The sequence below is a fragment of the Virgibacillus kekensis genome (genome assembly GCF_042654125.1).
Lineage (GTDB): Bacteria > Bacillota > Bacilli > Bacillales > Amphibacillaceae > Lentibacillus > Lentibacillus kekensis.
Genome location: NZ_JBHSFU010000005.1, coordinates 1 through 15527 on the forward strand (window position 1 = coordinate 1; position 15527 = coordinate 15527).

Sequence of the window (15527 nt, forward strand, 5' to 3'; positions counted from 1 at the left end):
AGGCAGGTTGCCCACGTGTTACTCACCCGTCCGCCGCTCGTTCCACAGGCGTCACCCCGAAGGGATCAGCCTACTTCCCGCGCTCGACTTGCATGTATTAGGCACGCCGCCAGCGTTCGTCCTGAGCCAAGATCAAACTCTCCATAGAAAACTAACTTTTGATTTCATCAAAAGTGTAGTTGCACTTATGCAAAGAAGAATAAGTAAATATTCTTCTTTGCCAAAAAAGTTTGATATGATTGACACCAATCAATCATATAATGTCTTAGCTTTTAAAAATAGAATCCAAGGGAAAGCAATAAATGCTTTTCCTGTCTTCTTGACATACTGGTTGTTTTGTTCAGTTTTCAAGGATCAAATTTTCACTGCCATATTCGACAGCGTAAATAGTATATCATTGACGCATCGTGTTGTCAATACGTTAATGAAGTGTTTTTTGTGCTACTTTCGTGAGCAGCGACTTCCTATACTACATGAATCGGTATGTGTTGTCAATATGATTTTATAAATTTTATAGAACCGCGTCAACTCATACCTTTATAATAAAAAGCTCTTTCTGCTGCGTTTTTCAGCAGCGAGATTTATAATACTACCTGTAAGTATAAAAGTCAACGGTATTAGAGATGGAAAATTCACCCTCCAATCAACAGCTAGGATATGACTTCACCATCCCATTCCAGCATACCGCCAGTCATATTGGAAACCTTATATCCATACTCATCCAAATAAAGTGCTGCATTCATACTTCTTCTGCCTGATCGGCAGACAAGGATGTACTCTTTGTCCTTATCAAGTTTACTTACCGACTCTGGAATCTCAGCTAATGGGATATGTTTTGCTCCCGGTATCTTACCTGCTTCAACTTCCTCGTCTTCCCGAACATCTATTACTTCTATATCGTTATCCTCTTTAATAATTCTTTCTACATCCTGTGGGGAAACTTTATTAATATGGTCCATTGCATTCATCCTCCTATCCTAATCTGTGCACGCTTATCATAACGTTACCCGTGAATAGCATGCAACTATCTTACACAAAATATAGCAAGTAAATAGAACGGAGTGGTCAAATGAAGTTTTTCTTTATGGTGTTTGGACTGCTTTTCGTTAGTGTTTTGCCAAATCAAACTATGGCCGAGGAAGATACCAATACTCCATCTTCTGAAATAATTGAAAAATACAAGGAGGATGTAACTGGTGATTCCCATAAGGAAACAATATTACTTGAAGGAACAAAACTCACTAACGAAAGCGACTATTTTATGGATACATGGGTGAAAGTAACAACTGAAGACGGGGATGAATGGAAGATAGGCTATGAGGGCGGATACGATCCGGCATTGCAATTTATCGATTTCAACCATGATGGCGTGGCCGATATATTTTACCAAAGTGCCACCGGTGGAAGTGGTGGCTTGCATTATTACCATCTGCATACATTAAATAAACACATTTTAAAAGAGATCTCTCTGCCGGTTCAACGCTATGTAAGTGCAGCATTTTTGAATAATTTTAAAGTTAAGATTCAACTTAACCCGGAGGATGATCCAATATATAAAAATGTTAAAAACAGATTTTCAGAATATATCCGTCTTGGTATATATAATAAAGAAGGAAAAGTTCTGGGCAACAATTCACCAATGATTGATCCTATTGCGCTTTATGAACCTGTTCTAATAAGCGAGCAAAAAGGCTATGGCTTGAAGAGTTATCAACAGATCAGTGGAGCATACCACGCTGACCAGCTCGGCACTATCGAAACGCTATGGTATTACGAAAAGGGAAAATGGATTATCTTAAAAACAGAATGGGTTAGTTCCGGATAATTTAAAAGGGACCTCCTTTAAAACAGGAGATCCCTTCTTTTAGTTTGCTACAATATTGACTAGTTTGCCTGGAACAACAATCACTTTACGAATTGTTTTACCTTCCAGCCACTCCTGAATTGTTTCATTCTCGAGTGCTTTCTTCTCAAGTTCTTCCTTTGAAATATCAACAGGTACGTTAATTCTCTCTCTAACTTTACCCATTATCTGAAGAACAATCTCAGCTTCTTCTTCGACTAGTTTGGATTCGTCATATTCAGGCCATTTTTCATAAGTAATCGTTTCTTCGTGTCCCAAGCGTCTCCATAGTTCTTCAGCCAAGTGTGGCGCTACAGGAGATAGCATTTTTACAAAGCCTTCTATATATTCTGTTGGAATACTGTCGGCTTTATATGCCTCGTTGATGAAGACCATAAGCTGAGATATCCCCGTATTGAAATGAAGGTTTTCGAAGTCTTCGGTTACTTTTTTGACGGTTTCATGATAAACCTTTTCCATACCGGACTTATCAGCATCCGCTGTTATTTTCTCTGCGATTTCACCGTTTTCCCCAATTGTCAGGCGCCAGATGCGGTCTAAAAATCTGCGTGCTCCATCAAGGCCATTTGTCGACCAGGCAACCGCTGCTTCAAGTGGACCCATAAACATTTCATACAATCTTAAAGTGTCAGCTCCATGTGAAAATACGATATCATCCGGGTTAACAACATTGCCCTTGGATTTACTCATTTTCTCATTACCTTCACCAAGAATCATACCCTGGTTAAATAACTTCATAAATGGCTCTTTAGTCGGTACAACACCGATATCATACAAGAATTTATGCCAGAACCGTGCATAAAGCAGATGCAGTACGGCGTGTTCAGCCCCTCCTATATAAATATCAACCGGCAACCATTCCTTCAGTGCTTCAGGGTCAGCAAGTTTCTCAGGATTGGCCGGATCGATAAACCGCAGGAAGTACCAACAACTTCCTGCCCACTGTGGCATCGTGTTTGTTTCCCGGCGTCCTTTCATACCTGTTTTCGGATGGACGACATTCAGCCAATCGGTACTGTTTGCAAGCGGAGATTCTCCTGTGCCAGATGGCTTGATTTCATCCATTTTAGGAAGCTCTACCGGAAGTTCTTCTTCAGGCACTGCACTCATGGTGCCGTCTTCCCAGTGGATAATCGGTATAGGTTCGCCCCAATAGCGCTGACGGGCAAATAGCCAATCGCGTAGACGATAGGTTACTTTCTTGTCACCTTTCCCGTTCTCCTCTAGCCAGCTAATCATCTTAGTAATTGCCTCTTCTTTTCCAAGCCCATTAAGAAATTCCGAATTAACATGCTCGCCATCGCCGGTATATGCTTCCTTGGAAACATCGCCTCCAGCGACTACTTCAATAATCGGAAGATCAAATTTCTGTGCAAATTCATAGTCACGTTCATCGTGCCCCGGCACGGCCATAATCGCGCCTGTTCCATATGACATAAGAACGTAGTCAGCAACCCATATTGGCATCTTTTCGTTGTTAACCGGGTTGATAACGTGGGCTCCTGTGAAGACACCTGTCTTCTCTTTAGCAAGGTCCGTACGCTCCAAGTCGGATTTAGATTGGACCTGATTCAGATAATTATCGACCACTTCCTTCTGTTTGTCGGTTACAATTTTTTGAACCAGCGGATGCTCAGGAGCCAAAACAGCATAAGTAGCACCAAAAAGTGTGTCAGGACGGGTAGTAAATACAGTGATTCCCTCATCATGCCCATCCACTTTAAACGCTACCTCAGCTCCTTCTGATCGACCAATCCAGTTACGCTGCATATCTTTTATACTTTCCGGCCAGTCGACCTCATCCAGGTCTTCCAATAGACGGTCTGCATAGGCAGTTATCTTAAGCATCCATTGCTTCATTGGTTTACGGATTACAGGGTGACCCCCACGCTCACTCTTACCGTCAATTACCTCTTCATTGGCAAGTACAGTTCCAAGTGCAGGACACCAGTTCACTGCTACTTCGTCCATATAAGCCATGCCATTTTCATAAAGTTTCGTGAAAATCCACTGGGTCCATTTATAGTATGCCGGGTCTGTTGTGTTAATTTCACGGTCCCAGTCATATGAGAATCCAAGTTCCTGTATCTGCCGTTTAAACGTGGCGATATTCTGCTCAGTAAACTCTGCCGGGCTGTTACCAGTATCAAGCGCATACTGTTCAGCCGGCAATCCGAATGCATCCCAGCCCATTGGATGAAGTACTTCATAACCCTGCATCCGTTTCATTCTGGAAAAAATATCGGTAGCTGTGTATCCTTCCGGGTGACCAACGTGCAGTCCCGCTCCAGATGGATAAGGGAACATATCCAGGGCGTAAACCTTCTCTTTGTCAGAGAAAGTATCTGCTTTAAATGTCTTATTTTCCAGCCAATGCTTTTGCCATTTCTTTTCAATTTCCCGGTGATTAAACGTCATTTTTGTTTCCTCCTTATGTTTCCTTGGATAGAATCCCTGTCAACTATCAGAAAACGGCAATCGTCTGATTGATAACGATTGTCACAGTTTTCTTATACTATCTTTCAAAGAAACACTTTTAAATTCTGATAGTATAAAAAAAGCCACTCATCCCTAGAGAAGGGACGAGAAGCTTTGTTTCCCGCGGTACCACCCAAATTAACGCAACTCTGCGTTCACTTGTATCCTTAACGCGGATAGTCACGGCAGAAACTACTTAGGTTCACCTCTGCAACTTGAAGGGGAGTTCGTAAGTTTTTCAGCAGCAGTTTGCACCACCCACTGCCTCTCTCAAGCTGAAAACCTTTACTACTGATCCTTCGCTTCGTTGTTATCATATGTATATTAGAATTTTAATGAATACGTTCCCTAATGTCAAGGCAATGCAGCCCTTTGTTTCCCCAATGTAATTCTTCATGATAAAATTATCTTATTCTACATAAAGGAGTATTTCCAATGATTAAAGGAATTATTAATTATTCACACTATCTGCTGGAGACAGCAGTGACTGCAGGAGACACCGTTATCGACGCCACTTGCGGCAACGGTCATGATACAACATTTCTTGCTAAACTTGTGGGAGAAACAGGACATGTTTACGGATTTGATATACAAGACCAGGCGATTGAGAATACAAAAATACGACTTGCACAGAGCAGTCTGACAAACGCGTCAATCATTAAGGATAGCCATAGTAACTTTATCCACCATATACCAGTCGATCAGTTGACTAAGCTTGGCGGAGCAATTTTTAACTTAGGCTATCTTCCAGGTAGCGATAAATCCATTATTACCAGAAGTGAATCAACCATACTCGCTATTGAAGGAATTCTTTCTCATTTGAAACGAAATGGAATCGTTGTATTGGTTGTTTATTACGGACATGAGGGGGGTACACAAGAAAAAGAACAGCTAATGCGGTATACCCGACAGCTGGATCAGAAATTGTTCAGTGTTCTTTATTATGGCTTTATTAACCAGAAGAACAATCCTCCATTTATTCTTGCAATCCAAAAACGGAACTAGCCATCGCTATACAGGTATTACATAGGTATCGGAAGCGAGACAACTATGCAGAAGGAGTTTTTCCATGAAGCAACTTAGCCTGTTAAGTCTCATACTCGTGCTGACTATCGGATTAACCGCCTGTGACCCTGGAGAAGGAGAACCCGACAGTGCCACACTCGGTGACAGTGACGAAGAAACCTATTCAGTCGGTATTGATACCACGTTTCCCCCATTTGTCATCGAAGACGGGGATAGCTATAAAGGTATAGACGTTGCCATTATTAAAGCCATTGCAGAAGATCAGGGTTTTGAAGTTGAATTGAAGCCGACAGACTTCAGTGGTCTAATGCCAGCCCTTCAAACAGGATCCCTGGATATTGCCATTTCAGGGATAAGTATTACAGATAAGCGGAAAGAAATCGTCAATTTTTCAAAACCATATTATACTGCAGGTTTATCATTGGTAACCACTAAGGATCAACTCGGTATCAAAGGGTTGGTAGACCTGAAGAACAAGCCACTAGTTGTCAAAACCGGAACAACCGGTTATGAATATGCAAAAGAGCATAAGGATATGTATAACTATAAAATCACTCAGGTAACCAATTCAGAAGAAATGTATGGCACGGTAATTAACGGAGAAGGTGTAGCTTTTCTGGGCGACGCGCCGGTAGCTTCTTATGCAATCAAAGAGAAGGATTTACCTTTAAAAATTGTACGAAAAAAACTTGAAGAGCACGATTATGCGATTGCCGTTTCAAAGGATACTGGCGGAGAACTTCTCGAAAAAATAAACAACGGCCTGAAAAATCTTAAGGAAACAGGCAAACTCGATAAAATTATCCGTAATTATCTGGAAAAACTTTAATTAGCATAATACCCTATAAAGATAATTTACCAGCCATATATGTTCTAACATGTGTGGCTGGTTTTATTCTTGGTCCTCTCAACTAAATTAATCCTCCATTTTAAATATTTTGATATTTCTTGACTATAAAAATTCTTTTGTATAGAATACGAAGTGAGAAATACATACAAAAAGGGGGCTTTTTTTCATGAAAAAATTCAGTTTTTTGGGCATATTGGTAATTTTGGTGCTGGCATTAAGCGCTTGTGGTTCCAGTGATTCTGAAGGAACAGGCGACAGTGCATCCGGGGGAGATAGCGAAGATAAAGTATACAAAGTAGGTGTTGACACTACATATCCCCCATTTGAGTTTCAGGAAGATGGCGAATATAAAGGTATCGATATCGATCTGATTAACGCGATTGCTGAGGACCAGGGATTTAAAATCCAACTTGAGCCAATGGACTTCAGTGGTATTATTCCTGCAATGCAGGCTGGTGAATTGGATATCGCAATTGCTGGGATGAGTATAACAGATAAACGAAAGAAAGTAGTTGATTTCTCTGAACCGTATTTTGAAGCAGGATTATCACTTGTAACTGCTGAAGGCAATTCCGAAATTAAGAGTCTTGAAGACCTAAACGGTAAAACAGTAGCAGTTAAAAAAGGAACAACAGGAGCAAACTTCGCAACTGAAAACAAGGATAAATACGGTTTTGAAATTGTTCAGGTAAATGACAGTACGTCCATGTTCCAAGAAGTATCCAATGGAAGTGCAGATGCACTTATTGAAGATTATCCGGTAATTTCCTACGCGATTGCACAGGATGACTTAGGTCTCCAGGTTGTTGGTGACCGACTAAATGGTGACAACTATGGAATAGCAGTATTAAAAGGTGAAAATGACGAACTCCTTAAGAAAATTAATGAAGGATTAGCTAATTTAAAAGAGAGCGGCAAATATGATGAAATTTTAAATACGTATCTTGGCGATCAATAAATTTTAATTTGCGCGCGCTTAATAAGGCGCGCTTATTTTTTTAATCAACAATTAAGGAGTTGACCTGATGGATGTAATAATTGAAGCCCTTCCCTATTTATGGGAAGGCTTAAAAATGACGATGTATATATTTATCGTTGCTATTGTACTAGGGTTCGTTATTGGGTTGATCATAGCCCTGCTGCGCCTGTCTCCACTCACTATACTGAACTGGATTGCCAAAATTTTTATAGATTTAATCCGTGGAACGCCCATTCTTGTTCAATTGTTCTTTTTCTACTACGGTCTGAATTCCTTGGAATTTATCTCTTACGACCGCACCACAGCGGGAATCATCACGGTTGCAATTAATGCAGGTGCTTATTTTGCTGAAATTATCCGTGCCGGCATCCAGTCTATGGACAAAGGACAGACTGAAGCTGCTCGTTCTTTAGGGCTTTCCAACACGCAGAATATGCGATATATTATCCTGCCACAGGCATTCCGGCGGATGCTCCCTACATTCACGAACCAATCAATTATAAGTTTAAAGGATACGTCGCTTTTGTCTGTTATTGGAATAGCAGATTTAACACAGCAAGGCCAGGTAGTAATTGCAGCAACATTCGAGGCGTTTATCATCTGGTCTGTAGTCGGGTTAATGTATTTCGCAATAATTTATGCACTATCCTTACTATCGAGCTTCTTAGAAAGGAGATATGAACTTCGATGACAATGATAGAAGTTAAAAATTTGAAGAAATCATTCGGAGATACGGAAGTCCTTAAAGATATAAGTGTCTCGATTAACGAGCAGGAAGTTGTTTGTGTGATCGGTGCCTCAGGTTCCGGGAAAAGTACATTTCTCCGCTGCCTTAATCGCCTGGAAGACATTACTGATGGCCATGTAATTATCGATGGACAGGACATAACGTCTAAAGATGCGAATATAAACGAAATCAGACAGGAAGTGGGAATGGTTTTTCAGCAATTCAACCTCTTCCCGCACAAAACAGTAATGGAGAATATTATTTTGGCCCCAATGAAAACAAGAGGGACATCCAAAGAGGACGCCACTAAAAAAGCAAACGAACTGCTAACAAAGGTCGGATTAAGTGACAAAGCGGATGCATATCCTGGGTCTCTATCCGGTGGACAAAAGCAGCGAGTTGCCATTGCGCGGGCCCTCGCAATGAATCCAAAAATCATGTTATTTGATGAACCCACATCGGCACTTGACCCGGAAATGGTTGGAGATGTACTGGAAGTAATGAAACAACTTGCCCGGGAAGGCATGACAATGGTGGTTGTTACCCACGAGATGGGCTTTGCCCGGGAAGTATGTGACCGGGTACTGTATATAGATGAAGGGTATATTGTTGAGGAAAATGTACCTGATGAATTGTTCAATAACCCACAACACGAACGGACACAGGCATTCTTAAGTAAAGTGTTATAAACGGAGATCCCAGTTTAAATCTGGGATCTCCTATTTTTTATAGTAATACTGTTTTCTGAAAGACAATTGTTGGGTGCCTTAAAACTGTAAACTGCGACGTAGCTAGCTATGTTGATTTCCACTTCGCGCAGTCGCTTTCACCACACCGGGTGCACGTCCAACATCTGTTCAAGCTAAAGTTTCACAGTGTTTCCTTTTGCCGCGGGCCTGGCCTCACTCCTCAGAAGCAAAAAACGCTTCTTGCGGGGGTCTGAAGGAAGGCCGACTAAAAACGGGCTTTGCGCCCAACGTCGGCACCCCTTTGAAGGGGCACGGTTCCCACAGGAGTCTCCGTATTCTTCCTCCGCTAATATACGTTAAGTATTTGATAAGAACAAGAGGCCAATGTAAATACAGTGCAAATCAGCCTCAATCCAGCGAGGGAAATACATGGAGACTCCTGCGGGAAAAGCAACAGCTGAAAATCCCGCAGGAAGTGATTTTCTTCCGAGGAAGTTGAAGCGTTGCCCGGCGGCAAAGATGACACTGCGAATTTATAAGCAGATGTCGTACTTGCACCCGGAGTGGTGAAAGCGTAATGTATTTCCCGAGCGAAGCTACGAGTTACTTCGTAGTTTATATTGACTGCGAGGTTTAAACAAAAACAAAATTCAAGAAAAGAGCCTATAGTAAAGCCGAGTATTCCAGTTAAAAAAACGTGCTTTATGCCCGCTAACCTGCAGTAGTTTCCGTGTCATTTCCGCGCCGCTATCCAATGATTTAACCTTAGGATCGCCAAGATAAAGTCCTACCAGACCACGGCACACCATTTTATGAAAATGGCTATCAGGCATATGGTCAGTATGCCAGTTTGCCTGCTCAATAAAATAGACAAGCCGTTTCTTCATTTGTTCCCGATTATCATAATAACTGCAGAAATTAAGATCTCCCTCTTCCCTATCCTCCAGCTGGTCAATATAATAATCCAGCAATATATGTAACCCTTGCATGTATGGGAAATATCCCTGCATAACACTTTCTGCGAGTTTGCAACTCATCTTGTTGTCCAATGCATAGGAAACAAGGCAAAATATACCTAGTGTCGATCCGGCTGCAGCTGCAAATTCATACCAGCTTAATGATTCATTCTCCGTATTGTGTTCACTGTACCATTCCTTCAAGCGCGGCAAACGTTCTTCAACCTTAACATGCTTATGTACCTGAAGATCTCCATATAAACCGCCCAGCCTTAAAAGATATCCGCGTATCATTTCATATCCATTGAAGCTTCGCATAACGCCCTGACAGGTACGGACCAGATCAGCCAAATATTCACCATCACGCTGCTCGTTTCTAAACTGATAATAATTTTTAATACAATTGTTCTGGCTTAAAGCGTCACCCATTGATTCGTGCAGCAGCCTGAAATCAGCCGGGTCCATAGAGGTGCTTCGGTCACACAGGTTGTCCAGGTAGTCACTTATGGTCTGATAGGCAACTATAAAGCGCAATGCCGTTCGCCAGTTGTCTCCGGCAAGAAGACTGTATACCGCTCCTCCCAGGCAATGAAACCGTTTAGTTCGTATACTTGCCAAGGCCTGTGTTCTTAGTTCAGGATCCGGTATTTGTTCAGCACGGCTCTGCCAGTGAGAAAGCTCTTCGTTCACAGCCGGAAAAATCTTTCGGTAGACAGTCGCCATTAGTGCAAATGATGATTTTGGTACATAAGAGGTCAACTTTTTTCCTCCGTTTCAGCCGGTCATTCAGTAATTGGGAATTTTTTTTGCTATACTACTTATATCACCATAATTCTTAGGGGGATTCAAATGATACACCACTACAAAGGCAGTCAGCCGAGTATTCATGATTCTGTTTTCATGGCAAAGGATGCAACAGTTATTGGTGATGTCTCCATTGGAGAACTTTCAAGTGTTTGGTTCAAAACGGTTATTCGTGGGGATGTGGCTCCTACCGTTATTGGAAAACGAGTAAACATTCAGGACCTCTCCCTTGTACACCAAAGTCCCGGGATGCCGGTCACCGTGGAAGATGATGTTACCGTCGGACATCAAGTAACATTGCATGCATGCACAATTCGCAACAACGCTCTAATTGGTATGGGATCCATTATATTAGACGGTGCTGAAGTAGGCGAGCACGCTTTTATCGGTGCTGGCAGTCTTGTACCACCCGGCAAAAAAATCCCTCCTCACTCACTGGCACTGGGAAGACCTGCAAAAGTAGTCCGGACACTTACTGATAAAGATTATGCAGAAATGAAGCGGGTACGCGAGTCATATACCGAAAAAGGACAATACTACCGACAGAATACGGACCTATGAACTATTTTTAGCACTACTGTTGATAGATAAGAAAAACTGTCCGATATAAAAGGTATAATCTTTTCAATAAAACAGGAGCGTTTTAACCATGCATATTGTATTATTTTTTGTATCCTGCTTCTTGGGGCTATTTTTCATTTTGTACAGTGAAAAAGTTAGCATCAAGTGGGTAAGGAAATCTTTTAAAATATATAGCTTAGGATTCATGGTAACTGCACTGTTTGCTGGTTATCTCTATATCAATCAGCATAAGGCTGTTTTTTCCACGTTTTCTGATAAAATGTTCAACACTGCTACTGTCACCAAAGCCGCAGGGGCTCCAGATACAATGCTGTCACCGCTTACCATCAGAGAGTCCGTCCGGCTGTCTGCACCGCAGATCAATCAATTACCGGAACTGCCTCGTGGCTGTGAAGTTACAAGCCTGGCAATGCTGCTTCAATACAGCGGAATCGAGGTAACAAAAAGCGAGCTTGCCAATCAGGTACCAAGAGATAATACCCATTACCGGAAGACCAAGGAAGGTACTTTTTTTGGGAATCCGCACAAAGGCTTCGTTGGGGATATGTACTCGTACAACACGCCAGGTTATGGGGTATATCATGGTCCAATCGCTCAACTCGCAGCCCAATATGTTGGGGTTGAGCGTGTTCATGACTTTTCCGGCGAGAATTTCAGTCAGATTATTGATCAGCTGAATCAGAACCGTCCGGTATGGGTTATTATCAATGCAGAATATCGTGAGTTGCCTGAAGATCAATTTACCACTTGGCAGACAGAAGATGGACCAATCCAGATAACCATGAAAGAACACTCTGTTCTGGTAACAGGATATGACGAAAAATTCATTTACTTTAATGACCCGCTTAACCGTACAGATAAGGCACCTATTAATGACTTTAAAGAAGCATGGATACAAATGGGAAAACAGGCGATTACGGTATTTTAAACCGTAATCGCCTGTTTTTTTTTACACTGGAGCTGTTACAGGCTCTAAGTCAATGTCCTGCTTACTTAACTCACTAATATCAAATTTTCCTTCTACATAAATCTGATGCCATAGCATAAACATGAGCACTGTCCAGATTTTTCGGCTATAGTCACCTTTACCCTGACAATGATCGTCAAGCAGGTTCAGAATGTATGATTTGTAAAGTAAATGGTCAGTCTGACTCTCTTGAATCAGTTGTTTAGCCCAGCCATTCAACTCGTCCTTCAGCCAGTGTCTAATCGGAACTGGGAACCCAAGTTTTTTACGATCAAGTACATGGTCCGGGATAATTCCCCGGGAAGCCTCCCGCAAAATACTCTTAGTAGTACCGTTGGCGATTTTCAGATCAACAGGTATCTCACTTGCGACCTTGAACACTTCTTTATCTAGAAATGGAACACGCAGCTCGAGCGAGTTGGCCATTGTCATTTTATCAGCTTTCAATAGAATATCGCCACGCATCCATGTATGAATATCAACATATTGCATTTGATTGACGAGCGGGTATTCAGATACTGTATCATAAAGTTTTCCAGTTATCTGCTGATATGACAGATTTTCATTGAATGACTTCAGAAGTTTGCGTTTTTCCTTTTCCTCAAACATTTTTGCGTTTCCAATATAACGTTCTTTGAGTGGTGTGGTACCACGCTCAAGGAAACTTTTACCTCTGACCCCTTCCGGAATAGCCTCGGCCACTCTGCCCAACAGGGTTCTTGCCGGGGTTGGGATAGAATGGAACATTTTCAGGGATTCAGGCTCCCGGTAAATGTTGTATCCACCGAACAATTCGTCAGAACCTTCACCAGATAACACAACCGTAACATGCTTACGTGCCTCCCTGGAGACAAAATATAACGGGACACATGCCGGGTCTGCCAACGGGTCATCCATATGCCACATAATTTTAGGAAGTTTTTCAACGTATTCCTCTGGGGAAATAATATACGAGATATTTTCCACACCAAGTTTTTCGGCTGTTTCCTTGGCCACATCTACCTCAGAGTAGCCTTCCCGCTCAAAGCCTACGGAGAATGTTTTAATATTCGGGTTGTACCGTTTTGCCATCGCCACAATAATGGTAGAATCAATACCTCCGGACAGGAAGGAGCCTACAGGCACATCACTTCGCATATGTACCTTAACTGAATCGTACATGACATCCTGAATTCGTTTAATCCAATCCTGTTTCTCCATCAGAGCCGGACGGAATGTTGCATGCCAGTATCGAGTAAAGCTGATTGGTTCACCGGTTTTTTTTACAAAATAATGCCCCGGTTCCACTTTTTTAATTCCTTGGGTCATGGTTAATGGTTCAGGAACAAACTGGAAGCTTAAATAATGCTGTAACGCTTCCGAATCCACTTCTTCCTGTTCCATCATCAGGGTAATACTTTTTTTCTCAGAGGCAAAAATAATGCCCTCTTCAGTCTCACGGTAAAACAATGGTTTAATCCCAAATGGATCGCGTGCTCCGTATAGCTCTTCCGCTTCTTTATCCCATACTAAGATGGAAAACATTCCCCGCAGATGCTCAAACGCTTTTTCCTTATACTTTTTAAATAACGCTGCAATTACTTCGGTGTCTGACTCTGTGTCAAAGGCATAACCTTCTTTAAGCAGCTCCTCACGTAATTCTACGTAATTATAAATCTCTCCATTAAATATCAGCCAAATTTTCTCATCGTTGTAACTTAATGGCTGTGCTCCACTTTCAAGGTCAATTATACTTAAACGTCTGAAACCGAATGATACATAATCATCGTGGTAATATCCTTCATCATCCGGCCCTCTATGATCAATAATATTATTCTGTTTCTTGAATGAAGTCAGCTGCTCATCGGTTGGCGCAACTGGATTATTTCGAAACATACCAATAAAACCGCACATTGCATTTGCCTCGCTTTCCAATCATGTTGAATCCTTCAAATTATACCATAAAAGCCCCTGTAGAGATATAAACGAAAATCCTATTTTGGATGTAGATTGTGAATGCTTATTACATACTTAAAACAAAAAGAGGGTATTGAACAAACCAATACCCCCGTTGTGACTTTATTTTACCAATGCCTGCAATTCTTCCACTTTGTCTGTTTTTTCCCACGGAAACAGGATATCTGTTCTTCCGAAATGACCATAAGCTGCGGTATTCCGGAAAATCGGCCGCTGCAGGTCTAGCATACGGATAATGCCTGCTGGTCGCAGGTCAAATAGCTTGCGTACAGCATTAACAAGTGTGTCTTCACTTACAGTTCCGGTTCCAAATGTATTAATTGCGATCGATACGGGTTCAGCGACGCCTATTGCATATGCCAACTGTACTTCACAGGTCTTTGCGAGTTTTGCTGCCACAATATTCTTGGCAACATAACGGGCTGCATATGCTGCGGACCGGTCAACTTTTGTGGAGTCCTTTCCACTGAACGCTCCCCCGCCGTGCCGTGCATATCCGCCATAGGTGTCGACAATGATTTTGCGGCCGGTAAGCCCAGCATCACCCTGAGGACCGCCAATAACAAACCTGCCTGTAGGATTAATAAAATACTTGGTAGTCTCGTCAAGCAATTCAGCAGGGACTACCGGACGGATTACATGTTCAACCAAATCTTTCTCAATCTGTTCAGTCTTAATATCCTGGTGATGTTGTGTAGATATAACGATTGTATCCACTTTAACCGGATTATCATTTTCATCGTATTCAATGGTGACCTGGGTTTTACCGTCAGGCCGAAGATAATCAAGAATTTTCTCCTTACGCGCGTCGGAAAGCCGTTTAGACAGTTTATGTGCAAGTGCTATCGGCAAAGGCATCAGTTCCTCAGTTTCATCACAGGCAAAACCGAACATCAACCCCTGGTCACCAGCACCGATTGCAGCTATCTCTTCATCACTCATTTTCCCCTGTCTGGCTTCTAGTGCTGTGTTTACACCACCAGCTATATCTGCCGATTGTTCGTCAATGGCAGTCAGTACTGCACATGTATCGGCATCGAACCCGTATTTAGCTCTGGTGTAGCCAATATCCTTAATTGTCTGGCGAACAATAGCCGGAATATCTACATATGTAGTAGTAGAGATTTCGCCGGATACAAGCACAAGTCCCGTGGTTACGGTTGTTTCACATGCAACGCGGGCATTCGGGTCCTTTTTCAAAATTTCATCAAGAATCGCATCTGAAATCTGGTCACATATTTTATCGGGGTGCCCCTCTGTTACAGATTCAGATGTAAATAGACGACGATTTGCAGCCATAAGGCTAAATCCTCCCTTAATATATGTTACGGAACTCTATTTTTTCAGTATATGCATGTGTGTCGATCAGGTTAATGTGTGGGACTTGCTAAAGTTGTTTACAACCCTAATAATAAGGGTACCACACAACAAAATTAAAAAAACCTTTCCTGCATCTAGGAGGAAAGGAAATTGGGCCTTTCGCTCTTATTGTTCAAGGGATCAACCTTGCAACAGATTAGCACCTTTTCATCGAAATGACGGTTGCCGGGCTTCATAGGGCCTGTCCCTCCACCAACTCTGAATAAGAGAGTGTCCGCTCGTCAATTATCGTAACGAATAAGCCTTGCAGTGTCAACTATTTACCGGAC

General features: G+C 42.0%; 14 protein-coding genes, 1 rRNA gene, 1 riboswitch and 1 other annotated feature. Of the genes, 9 read left to right on the forward strand and 6 right to left on the reverse strand.

The window, feature by feature from the left end:
• A 16S ribosomal RNA gene (locus tag ACFO3D_RS10210) occupies nucleotides 1–148 on the reverse strand; the annotation flags it as partial.
• 502 nt (nucleotides 149–650) lie between these two features.
• Complete coding sequence (locus ACFO3D_RS10215) at nucleotides 651–959, reverse strand: rhodanese-like domain-containing protein (RefSeq protein ID WP_390295539.1); 309 nt, start codon at nucleotides 957–959, stop codon at nucleotides 651–653.
• Between the two features lie 110 nt (nucleotides 960–1069).
• Between ACFO3D_RS10215 and ACFO3D_RS10220 the strand changes: the two genes are divergently transcribed.
• Complete coding sequence (locus tag ACFO3D_RS10220) at nucleotides 1070–1825, forward strand: hypothetical protein (RefSeq protein ID WP_390295541.1); 756 nt, start codon at nucleotides 1070–1072, stop codon at nucleotides 1823–1825.
• Nucleotides 1826–1864: 39 nt separating this feature from the next.
• On the opposite strand, the gene leuS is transcribed toward ACFO3D_RS10220, so the two are convergent.
• Nucleotides 1865–4282, reverse strand: coding sequence for a leucine--tRNA ligase (gene leuS, locus ACFO3D_RS10225; RefSeq protein ID WP_390295543.1), 2418 nt, complete (start codon nucleotides 4280–4282; stop codon nucleotides 1865–1867).
• 157 nt (nucleotides 4283–4439) lie between these two features.
• Nucleotides 4440–4656, reverse strand: a binding site (T-box leader).
• Nucleotides 4657–4777: 121 nt separating this feature from the next.
• On the opposite strand from leuS, the gene mnmM reads away from it, so the two are divergent.
• The 6 genes from mnmM (at nucleotide 4778) to ACFO3D_RS10255 (ending at nucleotide 9183) form a co-directional block, all read left to right on the forward strand.
• A complete protein-coding gene (mnmM, locus tag ACFO3D_RS10230) occupies nucleotides 4778–5347 on the forward strand; it encodes a tRNA 5-(aminomethyl)-2-thiouridylate-methyltransferase MnmM (protein ID WP_390295545.1) in 570 nt (189 codons plus the stop codon).
• A 64-nt stretch (nucleotides 5348–5411) separates the two neighbouring features.
• Nucleotides 5412–6197 carry a transporter substrate-binding domain-containing protein gene (locus ACFO3D_RS10235; RefSeq protein WP_390295547.1) on the forward strand — a complete coding sequence of 262 codons (786 nt, stop codon included), beginning with the start codon at nucleotides 5412–5414 and terminating at the stop codon, nucleotides 6195–6197.
• 187 nt (nucleotides 6198–6384) lie between these two features.
• Nucleotides 6385–7176: a transporter substrate-binding domain-containing protein gene (locus ACFO3D_RS10240; RefSeq protein WP_390295549.1), complete on the forward strand. Its 792-nt coding sequence runs from the start codon at nucleotides 6385–6387 to the stop codon at nucleotides 7174–7176.
• Nucleotides 7177–7243: 67 nt separating this feature from the next.
• Complete coding sequence (locus ACFO3D_RS10245) at nucleotides 7244–7888, forward strand: amino acid ABC transporter permease (RefSeq protein ID WP_390295551.1); 645 nt, start codon at nucleotides 7244–7246, stop codon at nucleotides 7886–7888.
• Nucleotides 7885–8613, forward strand: a complete 729-nt coding sequence (locus ACFO3D_RS10250) for an amino acid ABC transporter ATP-binding protein (protein WP_390295553.1) — start codon at nucleotides 7885–7887, stop codon at nucleotides 8611–8613. Before ACFO3D_RS10245 ends, ACFO3D_RS10250 begins: the two co-directional genes overlap by 4 nt.
• Nucleotides 8614–9042: 429 nt before the next feature.
• The gene (locus ACFO3D_RS10255; RefSeq protein ID WP_390295555.1) at nucleotides 9043–9183 is read left to right on the forward strand and encodes a hypothetical protein; all 141 of its coding nucleotides are present in this window, start codon (nucleotides 9043–9045) and stop codon (nucleotides 9181–9183) included.
• A gap of 80 nt (nucleotides 9184–9263) precedes the next feature.
• Here the strand turns inward: ACFO3D_RS10255 and ACFO3D_RS10260 are convergent, their stop codons facing one another.
• Nucleotides 9264–10328: a tetraprenyl-beta-curcumene synthase family protein gene (locus tag ACFO3D_RS10260; RefSeq protein WP_390295558.1), complete on the reverse strand. Its 1065-nt coding sequence runs from the start codon at nucleotides 10326–10328 to the stop codon at nucleotides 9264–9266.
• Nucleotides 10329–10418: 90 nt separating this feature from the next.
• On the opposite strand from ACFO3D_RS10260, the gene ACFO3D_RS10265 reads away from it, so the two are divergent.
• Both ACFO3D_RS10265 and ACFO3D_RS10270 read left to right on the forward strand, forming a co-directional pair.
• Nucleotides 10419–10934, forward strand: coding sequence for a gamma carbonic anhydrase (locus ACFO3D_RS10265; RefSeq protein WP_390295560.1), 516 nt, complete (start codon nucleotides 10419–10421; stop codon nucleotides 10932–10934).
• 88 nt (nucleotides 10935–11022) lie between these two features.
• Nucleotides 11023–11883 (forward strand): C39 family peptidase, encoded by an 861-nt coding sequence (locus tag ACFO3D_RS10270; RefSeq protein WP_390295562.1) that lies wholly within the window; start codon nucleotides 11023–11025, stop codon nucleotides 11881–11883.
• 21 nt (nucleotides 11884–11904) lie between these two features.
• On the opposite strand, the gene asnB is transcribed toward ACFO3D_RS10270, so the two are convergent.
• Together asnB and metK are read right to left on the reverse strand one after the other, a co-directional pair.
• The gene (gene asnB, locus ACFO3D_RS10275; RefSeq protein WP_390295823.1) at nucleotides 11905–13815 is read right to left on the reverse strand and encodes an asparagine synthase (glutamine-hydrolyzing); all 1911 of its coding nucleotides are present in this window, start codon (nucleotides 13813–13815) and stop codon (nucleotides 11905–11907) included.
• 165 nt (nucleotides 13816–13980) lie between these two features.
• The gene (metK, locus tag ACFO3D_RS10280; protein WP_390295564.1) at nucleotides 13981–15177 is read right to left on the reverse strand and encodes a methionine adenosyltransferase; all 1197 of its coding nucleotides are present in this window, start codon (nucleotides 15175–15177) and stop codon (nucleotides 13981–13983) included.
• Nucleotides 15178–15360: 183 nt separating this feature from the next.
• Nucleotides 15361–15467: riboswitch (SAM riboswitch) on the reverse strand.
• Between the last annotated feature and the right edge of the window lie 60 nt (nucleotides 15468–15527).

Excerpts from the sequence above, each read along its gene's own strand:
- mnmM (WP_390295545.1), top strand. The coding sequence starts at position 4,778 with ATGATTAAAGGAATTATTAATTATTCACACTATCTGCTGGAGACAGCA.
- ACFO3D_RS10250 (WP_390295553.1), top strand. The coding sequence starts at position 7,885 with ATGACAATGATAGAAGTTAAAAATTTGAAGAAATCATTCGGAGATACG.
- ACFO3D_RS10245 (WP_390295551.1), top strand. The coding sequence starts at position 7,244 with ATGGATGTAATAATTGAAGCCCTTCCCTATTTATGGGAAGGCTTAAAA.
- ACFO3D_RS10220 (WP_390295541.1), top strand. The coding sequence starts at position 1,070 with ATGAAGTTTTTCTTTATGGTGTTTGGACTGCTTTTCGTTAGTGTTTTG.
- leuS (WP_390295543.1), bottom strand. The coding sequence starts at position 4,282 with ATGACGTTTAATCACCGGGAAATTGAAAAGAAATGGCAAAAGCATTGG.
- ACFO3D_RS10265 (WP_390295560.1), top strand. The coding sequence starts at position 10,419 with ATGATACACCACTACAAAGGCAGTCAGCCGAGTATTCATGATTCTGTT.
- ACFO3D_RS10235 (WP_390295547.1), top strand. The coding sequence starts at position 5,412 with ATGAAGCAACTTAGCCTGTTAAGTCTCATACTCGTGCTGACTATCGGA.
- ACFO3D_RS10270 (WP_390295562.1), top strand. The coding sequence starts at position 11,023 with ATGCATATTGTATTATTTTTTGTATCCTGCTTCTTGGGGCTATTTTTC.
- ACFO3D_RS10255 (WP_390295555.1), top strand. The coding sequence starts at position 9,043 with ATGGAGACTCCTGCGGGAAAAGCAACAGCTGAAAATCCCGCAGGAAGT.
- ACFO3D_RS10215 (WP_390295539.1), bottom strand. The coding sequence starts at position 959 with ATGGACCATATTAATAAAGTTTCCCCACAGGATGTAGAAAGAATTATT.
- ACFO3D_RS10240 (WP_390295549.1), top strand. The coding sequence starts at position 6,385 with ATGAAAAAATTCAGTTTTTTGGGCATATTGGTAATTTTGGTGCTGGCA.
- asnB (WP_390295823.1), bottom strand. The coding sequence starts at position 13,815 with ATGTGCGGTTTTATTGGTATGTTTCGAAATAATCCAGTTGCGCCAACC.
- metK (WP_390295564.1), bottom strand. The coding sequence starts at position 15,177 with ATGGCTGCAAATCGTCGTCTATTTACATCTGAATCTGTAACAGAGGGG.